The sequence below is a fragment of the Acinetobacter sp. WC-141 genome (assembly GCF_000313935.1).
Lineage (GTDB): Bacteria > Pseudomonadota > Gammaproteobacteria > Pseudomonadales > Moraxellaceae > Acinetobacter.
This window is the reverse complement of record NZ_AMSS01000043.1, coordinates 149,109-168,640: the sequence shown is the minus strand read 5'-3', so window position 1 is coordinate 168,640 and position 19,532 is coordinate 149,109. Positions and strand designations below refer to the sequence as shown.

Annotated in this window: 19 protein-coding genes and 1 pseudogene; 9 read left to right on the top strand and 11 right to left on the bottom strand. The window is 39.0% G+C overall.

Annotated features, from left to right (window positions below; genetic code table 11):
- Positions 1–163: 163 nt before the first annotated feature.
- On the top strand, positions 164–1,207 hold the full coding sequence (gene omp38 / locus ACINWC141_RS06955) for an outer membrane protein Omp38 (RefSeq protein WP_009389439.1): 1,044 nt from the start codon (positions 164–166) through the stop codon (positions 1,205–1,207).
- Positions 1,208–1,331: 124 nt separating this feature from the next.
- Here the strand turns inward: omp38 and ACINWC141_RS20290 are convergent, their stop codons facing one another.
- The 5 genes from ACINWC141_RS20290 to ACINWC141_RS06935 form a co-directional block, all read right to left on the bottom strand.
- Positions 1,332–1,490, bottom strand: coding sequence for a hypothetical protein (locus ACINWC141_RS20290; protein ID WP_009389611.1), 159 nt, complete (start codon positions 1,488–1,490; stop codon positions 1,332–1,334).
- A 3-nt stretch (positions 1,491–1,493) separates the two neighbouring features.
- A complete protein-coding gene (locus tag ACINWC141_RS06950) occupies positions 1,494–2,699 on the bottom strand; it encodes an RtcB family protein (protein ID WP_009389414.1) in 1,206 nt (401 codons plus the stop codon).
- Between the two features lie 265 nt (positions 2,700–2,964).
- The gene (locus tag ACINWC141_RS06945) at positions 2,965–4,425 is read right to left on the bottom strand and encodes an amino acid permease (protein ID WP_009389671.1); all 1,461 of its coding nucleotides are present in this window, start codon (positions 4,423–4,425) and stop codon (positions 2,965–2,967) included.
- Positions 4,426–4,446: 21 nt separating this feature from the next.
- Positions 4,447–5,460, bottom strand: coding sequence for a methyltransferase (locus ACINWC141_RS06940; protein WP_009389606.1), 1,014 nt, complete (start codon positions 5,458–5,460; stop codon positions 4,447–4,449).
- Between the two features lie 63 nt (positions 5,461–5,523).
- Positions 5,524–6,882, bottom strand: a complete 1,359-nt coding sequence (locus tag ACINWC141_RS06935; protein WP_009389690.1) for a uracil-xanthine permease family protein — start codon at positions 6,880–6,882, stop codon at positions 5,524–5,526.
- 178 nt (positions 6,883–7,060) lie between these two features.
- On the opposite strand from ACINWC141_RS06935, the gene typA reads away from it, so the two are divergent.
- From typA to ACINWC141_RS06920, 3 genes are all read left to right on the top strand, one after another.
- Positions 7,061–8,896: a translational GTPase TypA gene (gene typA / locus ACINWC141_RS06930; protein ID WP_009389420.1), complete on the top strand. Its 1,836-nt coding sequence runs from the start codon at positions 7,061–7,063 to the stop codon at positions 8,894–8,896.
- A gap of 254 nt (positions 8,897–9,150) precedes the next feature.
- Positions 9,151–9,582, top strand: coding sequence for a large conductance mechanosensitive channel protein MscL (mscL, locus tag ACINWC141_RS06925; protein ID WP_009389723.1), 432 nt, complete (start codon positions 9,151–9,153; stop codon positions 9,580–9,582).
- Between the two features lie 136 nt (positions 9,583–9,718).
- Positions 9,719–10,072 carry a gamma-glutamylcyclotransferase family protein gene (locus ACINWC141_RS06920; RefSeq protein ID WP_009389707.1) on the top strand — a complete coding sequence of 118 codons (354 nt, stop codon included), beginning with the start codon at positions 9,719–9,721 and terminating at the stop codon, positions 10,070–10,072.
- Positions 10,073–10,083: 11 nt separating this feature from the next.
- On the opposite strand, the gene ACINWC141_RS06915 is transcribed toward ACINWC141_RS06920, so the two are convergent.
- Together ACINWC141_RS06915 and mutM are read right to left on the bottom strand one after the other, a co-directional pair.
- Positions 10,084–10,374: a peptidylprolyl isomerase gene (locus ACINWC141_RS06915; protein ID WP_005309756.1), complete on the bottom strand. Its 291-nt coding sequence runs from the start codon at positions 10,372–10,374 to the stop codon at positions 10,084–10,086.
- A gap of 18 nt (positions 10,375–10,392) precedes the next feature.
- Complete coding sequence (gene mutM, locus ACINWC141_RS06910; RefSeq protein WP_009389649.1) at positions 10,393–11,217, bottom strand: bifunctional DNA-formamidopyrimidine glycosylase/DNA-(apurinic or apyrimidinic site) lyase; 825 nt, start codon at positions 11,215–11,217, stop codon at positions 10,393–10,395.
- Between the two features lie 75 nt (positions 11,218–11,292).
- Between mutM and ACINWC141_RS06905 the strand changes: the two genes are divergently transcribed.
- The 4 genes from ACINWC141_RS06905 (at position 11,293) to ACINWC141_RS06890 (ending at position 16,223) form a co-directional block, all read left to right on the top strand.
- Positions 11,293–11,859 carry a DNA-3-methyladenine glycosylase gene (locus ACINWC141_RS06905; protein WP_009389584.1) on the top strand — a complete coding sequence of 189 codons (567 nt, stop codon included), beginning with the start codon at positions 11,293–11,295 and terminating at the stop codon, positions 11,857–11,859.
- A gap of 135 nt (positions 11,860–11,994) precedes the next feature.
- The gene (locus ACINWC141_RS06900) at positions 11,995–14,124 is read left to right on the top strand and encodes a TonB-dependent receptor family protein (RefSeq protein ID WP_009389692.1); all 2,130 of its coding nucleotides are present in this window, start codon (positions 11,995–11,997) and stop codon (positions 14,122–14,124) included.
- Between the two features lie 9 nt (positions 14,125–14,133).
- Positions 14,134–15,243 (top strand): NADH:flavin oxidoreductase/NADH oxidase, encoded by a 1,110-nt coding sequence (locus ACINWC141_RS06895; RefSeq protein ID WP_009389651.1) that lies wholly within the window; start codon positions 14,134–14,136, stop codon positions 15,241–15,243.
- A gap of 56 nt (positions 15,244–15,299) precedes the next feature.
- Positions 15,300–16,223, top strand: a complete 924-nt coding sequence (locus tag ACINWC141_RS06890; RefSeq protein WP_009389356.1) for an AEC family transporter — start codon at positions 15,300–15,302, stop codon at positions 16,221–16,223.
- 32 nt (positions 16,224–16,255) lie between these two features.
- On the opposite strand, the gene ACINWC141_RS06885 is transcribed toward ACINWC141_RS06890, so the two are convergent.
- The 4 genes and pseudogenes from ACINWC141_RS06885 to ACINWC141_RS20050 form a co-directional block, all read right to left on the bottom strand.
- Positions 16,256–17,080, bottom strand: coding sequence for a tetratricopeptide repeat protein (locus tag ACINWC141_RS06885; protein ID WP_009389488.1), 825 nt, complete (start codon positions 17,078–17,080; stop codon positions 16,256–16,258).
- 184 nt (positions 17,081–17,264) lie between these two features.
- Positions 17,265–17,975 carry a DsbC family protein gene (locus ACINWC141_RS06880; RefSeq protein WP_009389633.1) on the bottom strand — a complete coding sequence of 237 codons (711 nt, stop codon included), beginning with the start codon at positions 17,973–17,975 and terminating at the stop codon, positions 17,265–17,267.
- A 146-nt stretch (positions 17,976–18,121) separates the two neighbouring features.
- Positions 18,122–18,844 carry a CAF17-like 4Fe-4S cluster assembly/insertion protein YgfZ gene (gene ygfZ / locus ACINWC141_RS06875; RefSeq protein WP_009389383.1) on the bottom strand — a complete coding sequence of 241 codons (723 nt, stop codon included), beginning with the start codon at positions 18,842–18,844 and terminating at the stop codon, positions 18,122–18,124.
- A 56-nt stretch (positions 18,845–18,900) separates the two neighbouring features.
- Positions 18,901–19,016: pseudogene (locus tag ACINWC141_RS20050) on the bottom strand (hypothetical protein).
- Positions 19,017–19,054: 38 nt separating this feature from the next.
- Here ACINWC141_RS20050 and ACINWC141_RS06870 point away from each other — a divergent pair.
- Positions 19,055–19,507 (top strand): SRPBCC family protein, encoded by a 453-nt coding sequence (locus tag ACINWC141_RS06870; RefSeq protein ID WP_081400044.1) that lies wholly within the window; start codon positions 19,055–19,057, stop codon positions 19,505–19,507.
- The last annotated feature ends 25 nt before the right edge of the window (positions 19,508–19,532 follow it).

Below are 19,532 nucleotides of genomic sequence, written 5' to 3'. Positions count from 1 at the left end.
AATAATTTACTTGATTAAAATTATCAAGCACTTGGAAAGTCTATCAAGTGTTTGTATGATTCAAATGTGAATAGCTTAAAAATAATACTGGGGTAAAAATATCTCAGGGGCCAATAAATTTAGGCTGAGCTTGAACAACAATTGTTATCTCTGGAGGATATCCATGAAATTGAGTCGTATTGCACTTGCTATGCTTGTCGCTGCACCTTTAGCTGCTGCTAATGCTGGCGTAACTGTTACCCCTTTATTGGTAGGTTATACTTGGCAGGATAGTGACCACAACAACGATAAATTAACAAGTCATGCTGAATTACAAGATGATTTATTCGTTGGTGCTGCACTAGGTGTTGAATTAACTCCTTGGTTAGGTTTCGAAGCTGAATATAACCAAGTTAAAGGTGATCTTGATGGTACTGGCGTAGCTGGTGCTGAATATAAACAAAAAACTGTTGCTGGTAACTTCTACGCAACTTCAGATTTGATTACTAAGAACTACGACAGCAAATTTAAGCCGTACGTATTATTAGGTGCTGGTCAAACTAAAACTGAGTTTGATGGTATCTATGAAGACAAGAAAGATACAATCGGTAATGCTGGTGTAGGTGCTTTCTATCGTTTGAATGATGCATTGTCACTTCGTACTGAAGCTCGTGGTACTTATGACTTTGATGAAAAATACTGGCGTTATACAGCTCTTGCTGGTTTAAACGTAGTTCTTGGTGGTCACTTGAAGCCTGCTGCTCCTGTAGTAGAAGTTGCTCCAGTTGAACCAACTCCAGTTGCTCCACAACCACAAGAGCTAACTGAAGACCTTAACATGGAACTTCGTGTGTTCTTTGATACTAACAAATCAAACATCAAAGACCAATACAAGCCAGAAATCGCTAAAGTTGCTGAGAAGTTAACTGAATACCCTAACGCTACTGCACGTATCGAAGGTCACACAGATAACACTGGTCCGCGTAAGTTAAACGAACGTTTATCTTTAGCTCGTGCTAACTCTGTTAAATCAGCTCTTGTAAACGAATACAATGTTGATGCATCTCGTTTGTCTACTCAAGGTTTCGCTTGGGACCAACCGATTGCTGACAACAAAACTAAAGAAGGTCGTGCTATGAACCGTCGTGTATTCGCGACAATCACTGGTAGCCGTACTGTAGTTGTTCAACCTGGTCAAGAAGCGGCAGCTCCTGCAGCAGCTCAATAATTTGAGTTCTTGAACAGTAAAAAAGCGACTCGTTAGAGTCGCTTTTTTTATTGCGATTTTTAAAGTACTTAGTCATTTCTATCTCCCCTTAATAATAATTACTTTCAATCTTGGTCTAAATTATTTACCAAACACCTTTTCTCAATTGCTGTTTAGCATCTTGTCTATCTCTACGATGTTGAGCACGAGGTTTCTCTGTTTCATGCATTCCACCTTTGTGAAGTAAAGGAGATAGAGCCACTTGATTACGGACTTTGATTTTTGACATTTCTTTAATTTTCATGTTTTAACCTTTAATACATAAAACTTGTTTAAGTGTGTGAACAACTTCAATGAGGTCAGCCTGATTTGCCATGACATCATCAATATCTTTATAAGCACTAGGGATTTCATCGACAACGCCACTGTCTTTACGGCATTCAATACCTTGGGTTTGTGCGATTAAATCTTGCTGGTTAAAAAGAGTTTTTGCCTTGCTTCGACTCATCTTGCGACCTGCTCCATGAGAACAGGAACAAAATGACTCAGGGTTTGCTTTACCTCTGACGATATAAGAGCGCGCTCCCATTGAACCTGGAATAATCCCTAATTCATCTAAGCCTGCTCGAATTGCACCTTTTCGGGTAATCAATAAACTTTCACCGAAATGTGTTTCACGGCTTACATAATTATGATGACAATTAATAGCCTCTTTGGTCATTTGAAAAGAGGGTAGAAGTGGACGAATAGCTTCTAAAATTAAACGCATCATTTCTTTGCGATTTTCAAAAGCATATTCTTGGGCCCACTCTACAGCTTCTACATAATCATCAAAGCTGTTTGAGCCTTCAGCAAAATAACTTAAATCTTTATCAGGCACATGACCAAAGCGATGTTGAGCTTCTTTCTTGGCTAACTCAATAAAATAAGTACCAATAACGTTACCCAGACCTCTGCTACCTGAATGTAGCATCACCCATACGTCTTGATTTTCATCAATACATAATTCTATAAAGTGATTACCACCACCTAAAGTACCAAGTTGTTTTTGCCATGTTGCATCAAATTGTCGAAGCATTCGAACAAGTCCAGAATGCTTTTTGATAATGGGCTCTAAGCGTTTTTCAAGCGGAATAATGTTAGATGCCTTTGCTTTAACTTGTTTATGCAAAGCAAATCCGACTGGCACTTTGCGTTCGATTGCATCACGTAAACGACTTAAGTTATCAGGCAATTGTGAGGCCTTTAGGCTTAAGCGAATTGCATTCATTCCACAGCCAATATCTACACCTACAGCAGAAGGAATAATGGCATGTTTAGTTGGAATAACACTGCCTACAGTCGCGCCTTTTCCTACGTGAACATCTGGCATAACAGCAATATGTGAATAGATAAATTGCAGTTGAGCCATTTTCTTGAGTTGTTCGATACTTTCACTGTCTATATCTTGAGTGAAAATTTTAACGGGAACACCGTAAAGTGCTTCCTCGTTTAATATTTTTTGTATGCCCATAATTTTTCTCTTATTTTTGTCCGTGCAGGCATAAAAAAACCTAGCGAATGCTAGGTCTTAAATTTGAGCATTCGGACAAGTGAAGTGAATTTGTACACTTGTCCGTGAGCTGACATCGTGCCAAATTATTTAATCTGTTTTACCTTGTAGTGTTGGCATGATGTCCTCCTTATTAAAAAGCGCCGTTGAAAATCTGAACGGCATTTTACGCTTTTTAAACCAAAGATCAAGCTTTTGATCTTTGGTTTACTTTTAATTACCGATTTTAATCTTGCTCTGGCTTCACATTCATTTGATCGTAAGCGATCAGTTTAGTTTTATTTTTCCACTTATAGCCTAACCAAATAATTAAGAATAATGGCAAACTAATATAAGTTGAAAGTAGGCCTAACCAGTCAATTTTTCCACCTAAAATGGCTTGATAGTTCTGCCCTAAGATGATGATTGAACAGAGAATAAAGGCAAACCAAGGGGCAAATGGGAAAAATTTGGCACGGTAAGCTAAATCTTCTAATTTATACCCTTGAGCAATATAGCCTTTACGGAAACGATAGTGTGAAATCGCAATGCCCAACCAGACAATGAAACCACACATCCCTGACATATTAAGTAGCCAGTTAAAGACTTGTTTTTCACCAATAAACGTTGTCAAGAAACAAAATGCAGCGATAAATGTTGTGGCGTATAGTGCATTCATCGGAACGCCACGACCATCAAGTTTTGCAAACCACTTTGGTGCACGGCCTTCTTGAGCCATTTTAAATAACATACGAGTTGATGAATACATGCCTGAGTTACCTGCTGACAAAATCGCAGTAAGAATGACAGCATTCATTAAACCAGCTGCAAAAGCAAAGCCAACTCTCTCATAGAGCAATGTAAAAGGAGAAAGCGCGATATTTTCAGTGGTGGCAGCTTGTAGTAAGTTTGGGTCATCATAGGCAATCAGAGTGCCGATAATGAAAATACATAAGATATAAAATAATAAGATTCGCCAGAAAATCTGTTTGATTGCAAGTGGAATCGTTTTCTTTGGATCTTTAGATTCACCAGCAGCAACTCCCACCATTTCAGTCCCTTGGAAAGAGAATCCGGCAATCATTGCTACACCGATCATCGCCTGTAAACCACCTACAAAAGGTGCATCTTTATAGGTCCAGTTTCCAAAAGCTGCGACACCTGGAGTTAGCATAATCTTGATGATCATGGCTAAGCCAATGATAATAAAGGCAACAATGGCGATCACTTTTACCATTGAGAACCAGAATTCGCTTTCGCCGAATCCTTTTACGGTCATGGCATTGATTGCAAAAATTACGATGAGGAACAGGGCACTCCAATAGAAACCTGGAATATCAGGGAACCAGAACTTCATAATAAACTGAACTGCAACAAGTTCGAATGCAACCGTAATTGCCCAGTTATACCAGTAGTTCCAGCCTAGAGCGAAACCAAAGCCCTCTTCGACATAACGACTGCCGTATGTAAAAAAAGCACCAGAAGTTGGAGTGTGGGTTGCAAGCTCACCTAAGCTGGTCATTAAGAAATAAATCATAATACCAATGAGAGAGTAGGCGAGCAGCGCTCCACCTGGGCCAGCATTTGCAATGGTTGATCCAGAAGCAAGGAAGAGGCCTGTACCAATGGAACCACCAATGGCGATCATATTCAGATGACGAGCCCCAAGCTTACGCTGGAGTTTTTCAGGAGCATGTGTTTCGCTCATGGAGATTCCTTACATAGATTGTTATGCACAGGCATATAACACCTTAAAGCCTTGAAGATCAGTTTTAATCTGGCACTGACCAAAGTGCTTCTCAATTAAGATCGAATAGTTTAAAAAACGGTTTGCTACAATCCATAGCTCACCTGATGCCTTTAAATGTTTTTTAGCGTTCTGGCAGAGTCCTTCACTTGCATCATAGTTGGTATGAATACCTTGATGGAAAGGGGGATTACTGACAATGGCATCGAGTTCTGTTGGAGCGTCTGCAATACCTATGACAGGCTGCAATCTCAACTGGTCTGAACCTATTCCATTTCGACTAAAAGTCATTTCCGTTGACCGTAAAGCGAAAGCATCAATATCTAGGGCATGAATAATATTACTTGAATTTATTTTTGCCAAATAGCAACTAATAATTCCAGCACCACACCCGAAGTCGGCAATTCTACCTGATTTCACCTGATTAAGATAAGGGAGTAAAACAGCAGTTCCGACATCTAGATGATTTTGGCTAAAAACACCGGGTAGGGCACAAATCGTAAGCTCTTGTTCATTCACCTGAACAGTGTAAGTTTTAAGCCAACTTTCCAGAGGTTTAATTTTTTCGGTCTTTTCTATCTTTAAGTGCCACAATTGACAGTGGCGGGCACTATCAAGTTTTAGTATTTTGCCGAAGCTTTGTAATTGTTTGGCAGCTCTTTCTACGCCACCCTTTTTTTCACCGACTAAAAAAACAGATTGACTGGTTTTAAGATGACTCATTACTACATGCAAAATGTAATTTAAGAGCTCTTTAGATTTTGGAACAAAAATAATTGCTTGATCGTATTCTTGTGAGGGAAACTCAACTGAGAAGTGCGCTTTTGTTCCACTATTTATAAAGCCTTGATAGTCGGCATGGTTCCATGTCCAGACTGATGCATCAGTCCCAGCGGGTAATTGACTAACTAAGGCATCATTGGGCGCATTAATTAACAAGATTCTACCTTTTAAATAATCTTGCTGTCTTAATACCACTTCACTTCTAGGATCCATGTACATCTCTCATGAAGAAGAATGCCCAGTGGGAACTGGGCAGTAATCAAAATTAAAAATTAGTTATTTATGAGTTTCAGGAAGTACAACATTTAGAATTAATGCTGCTATACCACCTGTCGCCACGCCAGAGCTAAAAATATTTTTAAATAATTCTGGCAAGTGCTCTAAAATTTGAGGAACTTGAGCAACACCTAAACCTAATGCAAGTGAGATGGCAATAATTAATAATGCTCGTCGGTCAAGGTGAATAGATGCAAGAATATTAATACCTGATGCAGCTACTGCACCGAACATGACCATAACAGCGCCACCTAATACCGCTTGAGGAACTGCTTGTATAACGCCAGCTACTGCAGGGAATAAACCTAATAAAATGAGTAAAGCAGCAATCCAGATACCTACATAGCGGCTAGCTACCCCAGTGAGTTGAATTACACCATTATTTTGAGCGAAAACAGAACTCGGAAAAGTATTAAATAAGCCAGCTAGTAAAGAGTTTGCACCATTCACTAATACACCACCTTTAATGCGTTCCATCCATACTGGACCATTAACAGGCTGGTTTGAGAGTTTACTGGTTGCTGTCACATCACCAATGGCTTCTAAAGACGTCACCAAATAAATGAATGCCATTGGGATGAATAGTCCCCAAGAGAAGCTCAAACCAAAGTGCATTGGTGTTGGAATTTGTACAAGTGGTGCATCTTTAATACTCGAGAAATCTAGATGTCCCATAAATCCAGCAAGAATGTAACCAATGACTAAGGCGATTAAAATAGCTGAGCTTTTAATCCAAACCACTCGAATACGATTTAGCACAATAATAATAGCAAGTACGCTACATGACATAATAAGGTTGTCTGCACTTGCAAAAGTATGATCTTGCATGGCTTGATAGCCACCACCCATACTAATCAAGCCTTCTTTAATAAGCGTTAAGCCAATTAATAAAACAACAATACCCGTCACCAAAGGCGTAATGAGTCTTTTTACCCATGGAAGAATTTGTGAAACACCCATTTCAATGAAGGAGCCGGCAATGACTACACCAAATATTGCAGCCATAACTTGGTTTACAGGTGTTCCTGCGGCAACCATTGCACTACCAATACCAATAATAGGGCCAATAAAGTTAAAACTTGTGCCTTGAACAATAAGAAGGCCTGCACCAAACGGACCAACTTTTTTACATTGTAGAAATGTAGCAATACCCGAAATAACCAAAGACATCGATAAAATCATGTTAGTTTCGGTGCGTGAAACGCCTAAAGCTAAGCAAATTAAAAGGCCTGGTGTAACAATTGGTACAATAATCGCAAGCAAATGCTGGAAAGCTGCTAAAAAAGCGATCAAAGGTTTTGGTCGATCATTTAAACCATAAACAAGGTCTAAATGGTCTTGAGAGTGTTGATTGGACATGGGTGTAGGTCCGCCGCAATTTTGCAAATTGGCGCTATTCTAATCGAGATAACTATCTTTACAAAACGAAATACAGGCTATTAGAAAATTTTTTTGTCAATGTCAATAAACTGTCACTACTCAAGAGTAGTGTTTTTCTGTATAATTTGCCCTCAAATTTCAGGCGTTTCGAATTTTCATGTCAGATATCAAAAATCTCCGTAATATCGCAATTATTGCGCACGTCGACCACGGGAAAACCACACTTGTCGATAAACTACTTCAGCAATCAGGTGCTCTCGGTGACCGAGCAGGCGAGATTGAGCGTGTCATGGACTCGAACGCGCTTGAAAGTGAACGTGGTATTACTATTCTTGCAAAAAACACTTCTATTACTTGGTTGGATAAACGTACTGATACAACTTACCGTATCAACATCGTTGACACCCCGGGACACGCCGACTTCGGTGGTGAAGTAGAACGTGTTATGTCGATGGTTGACTGCGTATTGCTTTTAGTTGACTCTCAAGAAGGTCCAATGCCACAAACTCGTTTTGTGACACAAAAAGCGTTTGCTCGTGGTTTAAAGCCAATCGTTATTATCAACAAAGTTGACAAGCCAAGCGCACGTCCAGACTGGGTTATCGATCAAGTATTTGATTTATTTGATAACCTTGGCGCAACTGATGAACAGTTGGACTTCCCAGTCGTTTATGCATCAGGTTTACGCGGTGTAGCTGGTCCTTCTCCAGAAGAACTTGCAGAAGATATGACTCCGTTGTTTGAAACGATTGTAGACATCGTTGAACCGCCAGCAGTTGATGCTGAAGGTCCATTCCAAATGCAGATTTCATCACTTGACTATAATAGCTTCGTAGGCGTTATCGGTGTTGGTCGTATTCAACGTGGTTCAGTAAAATTAAATACTCCTGTTACTGTAATTGACAAAGAAGGCAATACACGTAACGGTCGTATCTTAAAAATCATGGGTTACCATGGTTTAGAGCGTATTGATGTTGATTCAGCATCTGCTGGTGATATCGTATGTATTACTGGTATTGATGCGCTTAACATTTCTGACACGATTTGTGATCCGAAAAATGTTGAAGCATTACCAGCTTTATCTGTAGATGAACCTACAGTATCTATGACATTCCAAGTAAACAACTCTCCGTTTGCTGGTAAAGAAGGTAAGTTCGTAACTTCACGTAATATCCGTGAACGTTTAGATCGCGAATTAATTCATAACGTAGCTTTACGTGTTGAAGATACTGACAGTCCAGACCGTTTCAAAGTATCTGGCCGTGGTGAACTTCACCTTTCAGTTTTAATTGAAAATATGCGTCGTGAAGGTTTCGAAATGGGCGTGTCACGTCCACAAGTAATCATGAAAGAAATCGACGGTCAAAAACAAGAGCCTTACGAAAACGTAACTTTTGACGTTGAAGAACAGCATCAAGGTGCTGTTATGGAACAAATGGGCTTCCGTAAAGGTGAAATGACAAATATGGAAGTTGACGGTAAAGGCCGTATCCGTATTGAAGCAACTGTACCTTCACGTGGTTTGATCGGTTTCCGTTCTGAATTCTTGACCATGACTTCTGGTACAGGGATCATGACATCAAGCTTCTCGCATTATGGTCCAGCTAAACAAGGTACTGTTGCGAAACGTCAAAATGGTGTGTTGATTTCAATGGTTCAAGGTACTTGCTTGGGCTATGCATTATTTACACTTCAAGACCGTGGTCGTTTATTTGCTAAGCCACAGTTAGAAGTATATGAAGGCATGATCATCGGTATTAACTCTCGTTCAGATGATATGGTTGTTAACCCAACTAAAGCGAAACAGTTAACTAACGTTCGTGCATCTGGTACTGATGAAGCATTAACTTTAACACCTGCAATGGAATACACGCTTGAACAAGCGCTTGAATTCATTGAAGATGATGAGTTAGTAGAAGTGACTCCAAAGTCAATTCGTATCCGTAAGCGTTACTTAACTGAAAACGAACGTAAACGTAACCGTGATAAATAATTTTTCTTAAATGAAAAAGAAAAAACCGCTAAATTAATTTAGCGGTTTTTTATTAGTTATTATTTAAATTAAAGTAAGCTTAAAAACATATTTTTCTTATCGGAGAATATGTTGTTAAAGTGTGAAATAACTTTCTTTTTTTGATAAAAATATTAAATTATCAATATCATGGCGAGTACTATCTAAATGGATAAGATGCCAATGAAAAAGAAAAATATGACGTGTTTCGACCCCCGACATCTGGAGATGTTTAGATGAGTATTATTCAAGAATTTAAAGAATTTGCCATTAAAGGCAATATGATGGATTTAGCCATTGGTGTGATTATTGGTGGTGCTTTTGGCAAAATCGTGGACTCTTTAGTTAAAGATATCATCATGCCGCTTATCACTGTAATTACTGGTGGTGGTGTTGATTTCTCTCAAAAGTTTATTGTGTTAGGTGCAAACCCTAATAACTTACAATCTTTAGATGCTTTGCAAAAAGCAGGTATTAATGTTTTAACTTATGGTAACTTCCTCACCATTTTAATTAACTTCCTGATTTTAGCTTGGGTTGTATTCTTAATGGTGAAATTATTAAATAGACTTCGCCGTGATAAGAATGAGCCAGAAGCTCCGACTGCAACTCCTGAAGATGTTCAATTATTGCGTGAAATTCGTGATGAGTTGAAAAAACAAGCCTAATAAAGTTTGAAATAAAAAACGGTACCGAGAGTGCCGTTTTTTATTACTTAACATTTCATGCGGGTCTAAAGATATTGATAAAATTGTAAAGCTACTAATAAGTTCAGCTAAGCATATTGAAAACGGGGATAAATAAATGAATCAGCTTTTTGTTTATGGCACTTTATGTCCAAATAAAGCAAATGCTCATATTTTAGAGCAGATTGGCGGTCACTGGAGCAAAGCCAGTGTGCGCGGTGTGATTCATATTTTAGATTGGGGGCCCGACAAAGGCTTAAAAGCAATTGTTTTAGATTCAACAGCCGATTGGGTGGAAGGCTATCTGTTTAGCACAGAAAAACTAGCTGAAAATTGGCAGATGCTTGATGATTTTGAAGGTTTTCAATATCAGCGTGTCATAGCAGATGTAAAACTTGAGTCAGGAGAAATGGCTAAGGCTTGGACTTATCAGATGAATGTACAGGCCCAAGCTTCTGAGAACCATAATTAAAAATAATGGAATTAACGCAAACTGCCCATCCTGAATTTAACTTCTAAAAGATGATAACCGAACTGGCTTTTTATTGGGCCTTGTAGGACACGTTCAGCGGCTGTAAATACCACTTTATCAATCACTGGAACTAGTTGCCCTTTTTTGACTTCGCCAAGTTCTCCGCCACGTTTTGCAGAATTACAAGTTGAATATTGCTTGGCAATTTTGGCAAAGTCAGCGCCATTTTGTAATTTCTTTTTTAGCTGTTCTGCTAAGTCTTTATCTTTGACCAGAATATGTCGAACGATAGCTGTTTGCATTATGATTTCCTCTGAAAGTTAGGGCTTATTGGGCTTTTTGAGGGGTTGGCATTCTGGGCAAAATACGCTGGCACGCTGACCAAGTTTCAAGTTTTCTAATGGGGTTTCACAGTTAACACACATTTCTCCAGCACGACCATAAGCAAGCAATGTTTGCTGAAAATAACCATTTTCTCCTATAGCGTTACTGTAATCACGTAAAGTCGAACCACCTAAATCAATCGCCGATTTTAAAATTCGTTTAATCTCGAGAACCAGTTTCTCAATTTGCTGAAAACTTAAGTCCCCAGCTGGCTGGGCTGGGTGAATTCCGACATTAAACAAACTTTCAGTTGCATAGATATTGCCAACGCCCACCACAACATGATTATCCATAATTGCAATTTTTGTGCCGACCGATTTATTTTTAAGTTTTGAAGCTAAATATTCTGCATTAAATTCAGAACTTAACGGCTCAGGTCCCAAAGTATCAATTAACTTTCCTTGTGTTTCGGAATTTAACCAGAGAATGCAGCCAAAGCGACGTGGGTCATGATAACGTAACTCATGTTCCTCAAACCGAATGATAAAGTGATCATGTTTTCTTAGTTCATCATTTGGTTGGCACAAGCGGAAGCTTCCTGACATTCCCAAATGCCAGAGCATCTGATCTTGTTCAAACTCTGCCAAGATATATTTGGAACGACGATTTAAGTTAATGAGACGTTGCCCAACAAGTTTTTGAACATCAGCAGGTATCGCCCAGCGTAAACTAGGGTTACGTACTTCAACACTTAGAACTTTTTGATTCAATAGAGGAAATAAACTGGTTTTGGTTGTTTCGACTTCGGGTAACTCAGGCATGCCAACTCGCAGAATTAACAGATATACTGGATTAATCAAGTATAACGTGTGGTATGTAATATTTCAGAGATTACTATGTCAGATATTTTACCATTAAGCTGGTTTCAACGTGAAACTTCAGTAGTTGCACATGATTTAATAGGATGTGTATTGTGTAAGCGACAACCTGATGGACAAGTCATCCGGTGTACGATTAGTGAAACAGAAGCTTATTTGGGTGTTCGTGATAAAGCTTGCCATAGCTACAATGATAAACGTACAGCTCGAACAGATGTGATGTATCGACCTGGTGGTACGATTTATGTTTATTTGATTTATGGCATGTATGAAATGCTCAACCTCATTACTCAGACAGAAGGCATCCCTGAAGGGGTAATGATTCGCTCTGCATTTTTAAATGGTGCTTCAACTAAAAAAGAATATAAGCTTTTAGCTGGACCCGGCAAATTAACACGCTATTTAGGTATTGATAGGTCTTTAAAAGGCCAGATTTTAGGTGAAGAATCCGGACTGTGGATTGAAGCAGCTTCAACACAGCCTGAAGTCGTCATGACGCCACGGATTGGAATTGACTATGCCGAAGAGGCAAAAGATTGGCCTGAACGATATTGCTGGAAAGATCATCCATCTTTGAGCCGTTAGTTCAATTGAACGAATCAATTCGTTAAGTTTTAACAAAGACTGTTCCAGATTTACAACAATGCAGATTGAATTCAATATCCAGACAAGTCACTACTTTTTGTTATCATAACTACAATATAAATAAAGGAAATAAGCATGTCCTTATTACGCTTAGACCGACTTCATTACTGTATTTTGATGAGTATGGGCTGCATTTCTAGCCCACTTGTTTGGGCAGAAGACTTAACCCAAGACGTGACTGTATTGCCAACGTTACATGTGGAAGCAACCCGTACCGATACCACCTATTTGCAGACGCCGGCTTCGGTTTTTCGAATAGATGCACCTCAAGTCGATACTTCTTCACAAGTAAATTTAACCGAAGTTGTGAAGGGTATACCGAGTTTACAGCTTCGCAATCGTGAAAATTATGCGCAAGATTTACAGCTATCTATGCGTGGTTTTGGTGCACGTTCTACTTTTGGTGTTCGAGGCATTCGCCTGTATGTGGACGGTATTCCTGCAACAATGCCAGATGGGCAAGGTCAAACATCTAATATCGATTTAAGTAGTCTGGATCATGTTGAAGTTCTAACGGGACCTTTTTCATCGCTATATGGAAACTCATCGGGGGGGACAATTTTAACGTCTACTAAAGAAGGGCAAGGGAAAGATTCAATTGAGCTGAGTTATTCTGGAGGCAGCCACGATAAAAGCCGAGCTGGACTCGTGCTACAAGGTGGGGCAAAGGGTGCGAATGAACCAAGTTATGTTATTAGTTCATCTTACTTCGACACAGATGGTTACCGAGAACATAGCGGTGCAGAAAAAGTACTAAATAATGCAAAACTCAGTTGGAATCTTGATGATGGTAGCAAAATCAACTGGATAACCAACTATGTAAAAATTCATGCAGACGACCCGCAGGGTTTGACCCGTGATCAGTGGAATGCTAATCCAAAGCAACAAGTTCCATTCTTAAAGCAATTTAATGTCCGTAAAGATATTGAACAAACTCAAACGGGTGTGACTTGGTCTAAACCGATTAATGATAAAAATGAACTCTATGCCATGGCATATTTAGGCAATCGTCAGGTCACTCAATATCAATCTATTCCTAAGTCGACACAAGATGCCAGCATCAATCATGCAGGTGGGGTGATCGATTTTGAACGGGATTATTATGGTGCTGATTTCCGTTGGACGGGCAAAGAGTTACTTCCAAATACTACTCTAAGTGTCGGTGTTGCACTTGATGCAATGGATGAAGATCGTAAAGGTTTTGAAAACTTTAACTTAGTAAACGGAAAACCTTCTTATGGCGACAAGGGTAATTTACGCCGTGATGAAGATAATACTTTGTGGAATATCGATCCCTATTTACAAGCGTCATGGCAGTTCTTACCAACTTGGCGTTTAGATACGGGTGTTCGCTATAGCAATGTCCATTACAAATCTAAAGATAACTATTTAAGTAATGGCGACGATAGTGGTAAGACTGATTACAGTAAAGTTTTGCCTTCGGCTGCTTTAAGCTGGCAAATTTTACCTGAACTAATGGCCTATGTGAGTTATGCCAAAGGATTTGAAACGCCAACTTTTACCGAAATGGCATATCGTCCAGATGGTGAAAGTGGTTTTAATTTTGATTTAACCGCATCCACAAGCGATACCTATGAAACAGGCTTAAAATCACAAAACCAATTTGGTGATTTTACTTTGGCAGTTTTTCAAACTAAAACCAAAGATGACATCGTTTCTGCCGGCAACTCAAATGGCCGATCAACGTTTCGTAATGCAGATAAAACCTTACGTGAAGGCGTAGAGGTTGCATGGAATAAAAAGTTGTGGCGAGATTTAACTGCGACTGCTAGCTATACATATTTAGATGCAACTTTTGATGCTGATATTCCAGCTTTAGGAAGTATTGCTCAAATTCCATCGGGTAATGCCATTCCAGGAATTGCTAAAAACCAAGCTTATGCCTCTTTGGCTTGGCAGCCATCACAGGGTTTATATGGTGGTGTAGATGTACAGTATATGGATAAAGTATACGTGAATGATACCAACAATGACGCAGCGCCAAGCTACAGTGTAACCTCAGCTAATGTGGGTTATGCATGGGTAATGGGCGACTGGAAAGTGAATAGCTTTGCCCGTGTTGATAACCTATTTGATAAAAACTATGCAGGTTCAGTGATCGTAAATGATGGTAATGGACGCTACTTTGAACCAGCGGATGGACGTAACTGGAGTGCAGGTTTACGTGTAATTAAGCAATTCTAGGAATTAAAAATGGCAAAATTATTTGAAACGGTTAACTTTGGTTCACTACAACTGGTCAATAGAATTGTAATTGCTCCGATGTGCCAATATTCGGCTACAGATGATGGTGAAATTACTTATTGGCATGAACAGCAATGGGCAAATTATGCATTGTCTGGTGCAGGCCTTTGTATTGTAGAAGCGACTGCTGTACAACCTGAAGGTCGGATTAGCTATGCTGACCTTGGCCTGTGGAATGATCAGCAACGTGACCAAATCAAAGCATTGTTAGCTAAGGTTCATACACTTTCACCGATGCCATTTGGAATTCAGTTAGCACATGCAGGGCGTAAAGCATCTACTGAAAAGCCGTGGTTAGGCAAAGGTCAAATTGCAAAAGATCAACCTCATGGTTGGCAAACGGTTGCTCCAAGTGAAAGTACCTTTTCGGTTCATGACGCCGCACCGCATGCTTTGACCATTGCTGAGATTAAACAGGTTCAACAAGACTTTGCAGCGGCTGCAAAACGTGCGGTTGAAGCTGGGTTTGAGTTGATTGAAGTTCATGCTGCGCATGGTTATTTACTACATCAATTTTTATCGCCAATTGCCAATCAGCGTACTGATGAATATGGTGGTTCTTTAGAAAACCGTATGCGTATGACCCTTGAGGTTCTTCAAGCAATTAAATTGGCTGTACCTGAAGGTTATCCTGTAGGTGTTAGATTATCTGCGACCGATTGGTTAGAAAGTATCGAGCATTGGGATGTTGAATCTACAGTGGGTTTATCAAAAGCTTTAGAGCAATTGGGTGCAGCCTATGTGCATGTGTCTAGTGGTGGTCTACACGAGCATCAATCTATTAAGATTGGGGCAGGCTACCAAGTTCCATTTGCTGAACAAGTCAAAAAGCATGTGTCTATTCCCGTCATTGCTGTAGGGTTAATTACTGAGCCAGAACATGCCGAACAAATTTTGGAAAACCAGCAAGCTGATGCTATTGGTCTTGCTCGTGCAATGTTGTATGACCCAAGATGGCCTTGGCATGCAGCTGCGGCTTTAGGTGCAGAAGTTAAAATTGCGCCTCAGTACTTACGTTGCCAACCTCATGGATTAAAGCAGCTTTTTCACTCTTTTTAATTGTATTGGGCAAAGTTATCTTTGCCCATTTTTCTTTCGCTAAGTGAGGACGGTCAGTGGTTTTTCAGGTTATTTTACCTATCTTGATATTGCTATTGATGGGCTATATTTGTGTCCTCATCAAATTGGTAACGCCTGAACAGATCAGGGCACTTAGCGCATTCGTAATTAAAATTTCTTTACCCGCTTTTTTAATTCATTCATTGGCAAATAAAAATTTACAAGACATTTGGCATCCAGCTTATTTTCTTGCTTATGGCGGTGGGTCTTTAATTTTATTTTTCTTGGCTTTCATTCTTTATCGAAAATATTTTAAAAATAGCTTAACCCATAGCGCCGTTATCTCGATGGGCGCATCTATGTCCAATACTGGATTTATGGGAACTGCTATTTTGACCATGTTGATTGGTAACCATGCAGCAATCTATATTTCTTTAACCCTAATTATTGAAAATTTATTGATTGTGGCACTCATGCTCATTTTGGCTGAAGCGGGATTACATCAACAACAAAATCTTTTACCGCTTTTAAAACAGACTTTTTTAAATTTACTCAAAAATCCTGTCATTATCGCTATTTTGGTTGGCATGGGATGCATCCTTTTCGATGTTAATCTTCCTACAACTCTTGATCAGTCTCTAGAGTTACTCGGGCGCACGGCATCGCCTTTGGCTTTATTTGCTATTGGTGGGAGTTTAGTGGGTATTGGAATCACAACAGTAAATACAGAAAGTATTTTGTTGGCGATATTTAAAGTTATCCTCATGCCATCCTTGATTTTTTCTCTCTTTTTAATAACGCCCGATGTAAGTCGTGAGATGCTTTACGCAGGAACATTAATTGCTGCTTTACCCATGCCGATTGCTTTCGGAATTTTTGGACAAGCCTATGGTTTAAATGAAAAAGCATTAACGCCGCTTATGATTAGTACGATTGTTGGTTTCATTGGCGTTAGCGGACTTATTGCTTTGTGGTGGTAAAAGAAAAGCCCCCATAAGGGGCTAATCATTCACTATTTTTTGGGTGTTGGCTGTACTGGAGCATTAGCAGCCTGTTTACTTTTTTCTGCAATAATCTTATCAACCGAAGCTAAAGATTCTCTAGCGTTGGGAACATTTTGATTGGCAAGTTCAGTAAAGATCTTTTTGGCCTCAGGTAAATTTTGCGGAATGATATTGCCATTCGCCATCATGGTTGCTAAAGCCATCGACGCAGGAGCATAACCTTTCTGCGCAATTGACTGGAGGGCTTCGATGCCTTGGCGTTTCATGAGTGGATTTTTATTCTCCACACCTTGGCTTATATCATAGAGTGCTTTCACCTGAGTAGCAGGATAATTACCCTTTCTAATTAAAGGCGCTAACTTTTGAAGAGCAATTTGATGTGACTGCGGTTTTTTCTGAGCAAATAAAATTGTCGCAATTTTCACAGTTGCATCATCAGAACCTTGAACCGATGCCTTTTGAATATATTGACTGAATTTGTTGCTGTCTTTGGCAACGCCTAATTCACCAGTCTCATAAATTTGTGCAAGCGTGTAACTTGCTTGGGCATAGCCTTTATTAGAGGCATCTTCATAATATTTAATAGCTTTAGAAGAATCTTTTGCTGTACCTTGGCCCATTTGAGTCATATAGCCTAAGTTATAGATGGCTTGGGCATTACCTGTTTGGGCTAGACGTTGCATTTCCTGAAATGCAGCAGAGTAATTTTTTGCTGCGTAGAGTTGTTCAGCCTGTTTGAAAACATCGGCTTTAGCAGCAGTCGCTGTGTTATCAGCTGCAAAAATTGATGCACTTGAAAGGGTGATTAGGCTTGCGATTAGTAATTTCTTCATTTCTTTTTAACCTTTTACTTCGTAGCTACATCATTCCATTGATGCATTAAATAGTTTCAATTTCTCATCATAGATATTGATTGCTGAAAGTAAACAGCCGATTTGTATATAAAGCGCTGCACTTTGGGCAAATTATGGAGAAAAAATACCCACTCATGTCAATAAACCAGAGTGGGTAATATTCTTATTTTGCTGAATTGAGTAATGCTTCAATTTGCTTAGCATCACTTGGTACACCCGAGAGTCTTTGACCATTTTGTAAGAACAAAGTCGGTGTTCCATCAATATTTAACTTATTGCCTAAAGCGATATTTTTCTGAATTGGGCTTGAGCAACTTTTGCTATTAGTCGGTAATTTGCGGTTAAGCATATAGTTCGTCCAAGCTTCTGCCGGATTTTTTGAGCACCAGATTTGATTAGATACTTTTTCGGCGTTTGGATGCAAACTAGTGAGAGGATAAAGGAACACATATACCGTTACGTTATCAACACCAACCATATTTTGTTCTAGGTGCTGGCAATATGGGCAATCTGGGTCACTAAAGATATAGATCGTACGTTCGCCTTTACCTTTTACATATTTAATCGCTTGATTGAGCGGTAAGCTTTTAACATCAATCTTACCCAATTCGGCAATTCGTTCATCTGTCATATTTTTTTGTTGTTTGATGTCGACTAAGTTACCAACAAAAAAGTATTTGGCATCTTGGTTGGTATAGACAATGCGGCCGCTTGTATACACTTCATAAATGCCTTGTACAGGCGATTGATATACACCTTTTACAGGCAAGTCTGGATAATTCGTCTTAAGATTTTGTTCAAGTGTTTTAACATCAGCATGAGCAGAACCGAAAATAGCCAAACTCAACATGAGTGTAGCAAGTTTAGATTTCATCTTTTTTCTCTTTAATTTCAACAGGGATAATGATGGCATATAAAACTTAAAAAATTGACGTTCTAATCTAATGAATTCATTAGTATTTTGTATCTATAAAAAAGCCCACAAACTTAGAAGTGGGCATTTCGAACTAACAAAAATTATTATTGTGGTCTTGCAACATCGCCACTTAAAGCTTCTGGTAACTCAAGAACTTGAAGACCTAGCTCTTGTAAAGCAGCAGGTTTAGCCACCACTAAAGCCAGATAGCCATCATCATTTGCAATACTATTAACGACTTCAACATCATTATGTAATTGAGTTGCTGCGGCAGGTGTTTCACCTGTACCTTGTACGACATGTAACCAATGTTTTGGTTTTGCTTTAAACCAAAGACGCGCCACAATCTCCTGACCTAGGTAACAACCTTTATCGTAATTGACACCTTCACGTTGATGTAAACGCAATTCTTGTGGCTGGAATTCATGTTCAGTTGCCTGTGTGATCCACGCTTGGCCAGTCATAATGGCTTGTTTTTGCCAGTCAGATATATCGGTTTCTTGTGTAGAGAACTCAGTTTGATGACTTGCAATTTTTGGAAATACAGTGCCTTGTTCAGTTAAGGTCATTTTTGAAAATGCACCATATTTTTTAATATGTTTAGCAAATTCTTCTGCTTGATCTTGAGTAACTACAATTTCAAAACTTTCAGCATTAATCTTTTTTAGCCAGAGTCCAAAGTGAATACGACCTTTTAGGTCACAAATGGCTGTATAGCGAGTTTCATTTTCAGTTAAACGTTCAGTATCTACAGTAACTTGGCCTTGTAAAAACTTCTGTGCATCTACACCGTTTAAAGCATATGAGGAGAAAGCGAGTAGACTCATGATTAATCTCAAATTCAATATGTTTCTTTATGATTGCTGACTATTTTGCTCCATTTTTAGTAAAAAATCAGCCATAGTTTTCGTAATTTGATTTTGTCAGAAAAACTATTTTGTTTAAAAAAAACCAAAAATATACGTTTGGATAAATCTGAAGGTTTAAGCTAATAAGTATAATTTCGATAATTTAAAAGAAATTAAAATAAGGAGAATATGATGGCAACAGGAACAGTAAAATTTCATCGCGTGTTTAAGGCGCCAGCCGAGCGAGTTTACCGTGCATTTTTAGATCCAGACGCTTTAGTAAAATGGTTGCCGCCCCACGGTTTTACTGCAAAGGTCCATAGTTTTGATGCAAATGTGGGTGGCTCATATAAAATGAGTTTTACCAATTTTTCAACAGGTTCAACACACGATTTTGGGGGAACATATGTTGAATTAGTTCCAAACGAGTTAATTCGCTATAACGATCAATTCGATGATCCAAATTTACCGGGAACTATGCAAGTCACCATTACTTTAAAAACTGTAATGGTGGGTACGGAAGTACATATTACACAAGAAGGAATACCTGAAGTTATTCCTGTAGAAGCCTGCTATTTGGGATGGCAAGAATCCTTATCTTTACTGACATTGTTAATCGAAGCAGATATTCCTGACCAATAAAGTCACTCTGCTTTTCTTATAAAAA

Bases quoted from the DNA above. Each gene is read 5' to 3' on its own strand.
- mutM (WP_009389649.1), bottom strand. From the start codon at position 11,217: ATGCCTGAGTTACCCGAAGTCGAAACAACCAAAACCAGTTTATTTCCT.
- ACINWC141_RS06900 (WP_009389692.1), top strand. From the start codon at position 11,995: ATGTCCTTATTACGCTTAGACCGACTTCATTACTGTATTTTGATGAGT.
- ACINWC141_RS06935 (WP_009389690.1), bottom strand. From the start codon at position 6,882: ATGTCCAATCAACACTCTCAAGACCATTTAGACCTTGTTTATGGTTTA.
- ACINWC141_RS06915 (WP_005309756.1), bottom strand. From the start codon at position 10,374: ATGCAAACAGCTATCGTTCGACATATTCTGGTCAAAGATAAAGACTTA.
- omp38 (WP_009389439.1), top strand. From the start codon at position 164: ATGAAATTGAGTCGTATTGCACTTGCTATGCTTGTCGCTGCACCTTTA.
- mscL (WP_009389723.1), top strand. From the start codon at position 9,151: ATGAGTATTATTCAAGAATTTAAAGAATTTGCCATTAAAGGCAATATG.
- ACINWC141_RS06945 (WP_009389671.1), bottom strand. From the start codon at position 4,425: ATGAGCGAAACACATGCTCCTGAAAAACTCCAGCGTAAGCTTGGGGCT.
- ACINWC141_RS06940 (WP_009389606.1), bottom strand. From the start codon at position 5,460: ATGGATCCTAGAAGTGAAGTGGTATTAAGACAGCAAGATTATTTAAAA.
- ACINWC141_RS06895 (WP_009389651.1), top strand. From the start codon at position 14,134: ATGGCAAAATTATTTGAAACGGTTAACTTTGGTTCACTACAACTGGTC.
- ACINWC141_RS06885 (WP_009389488.1), bottom strand. From the start codon at position 17,080: ATGAAGAAATTACTAATCGCAAGCCTAATCACCCTTTCAAGTGCATCA.
- ACINWC141_RS06920 (WP_009389707.1), top strand. From the start codon at position 9,719: ATGAATCAGCTTTTTGTTTATGGCACTTTATGTCCAAATAAAGCAAAT.
- ACINWC141_RS06905 (WP_009389584.1), top strand. From the start codon at position 11,293: ATGTCAGATATTTTACCATTAAGCTGGTTTCAACGTGAAACTTCAGTA.
- ACINWC141_RS20290 (WP_009389611.1), bottom strand. From the start codon at position 1,490: ATGAAAATTAAAGAAATGTCAAAAATCAAAGTCCGTAATCAAGTGGCT.
- ACINWC141_RS06950 (WP_009389414.1), bottom strand. From the start codon at position 2,699: ATGGGCATACAAAAAATATTAAACGAGGAAGCACTTTACGGTGTTCCC.
- ACINWC141_RS06870 (WP_081400044.1), top strand. From the start codon at position 19,055: ATGATGGCAACAGGAACAGTAAAATTTCATCGCGTGTTTAAGGCGCCA.
- ygfZ (WP_009389383.1), bottom strand. From the start codon at position 18,844: ATGAGTCTACTCGCTTTCTCCTCATATGCTTTAAACGGTGTAGATGCA.
- ACINWC141_RS06880 (WP_009389633.1), bottom strand. From the start codon at position 17,975: ATGAAATCTAAACTTGCTACACTCATGTTGAGTTTGGCTATTTTCGGT.
- typA (WP_009389420.1), top strand. From the start codon at position 7,061: ATGTCAGATATCAAAAATCTCCGTAATATCGCAATTATTGCGCACGTC.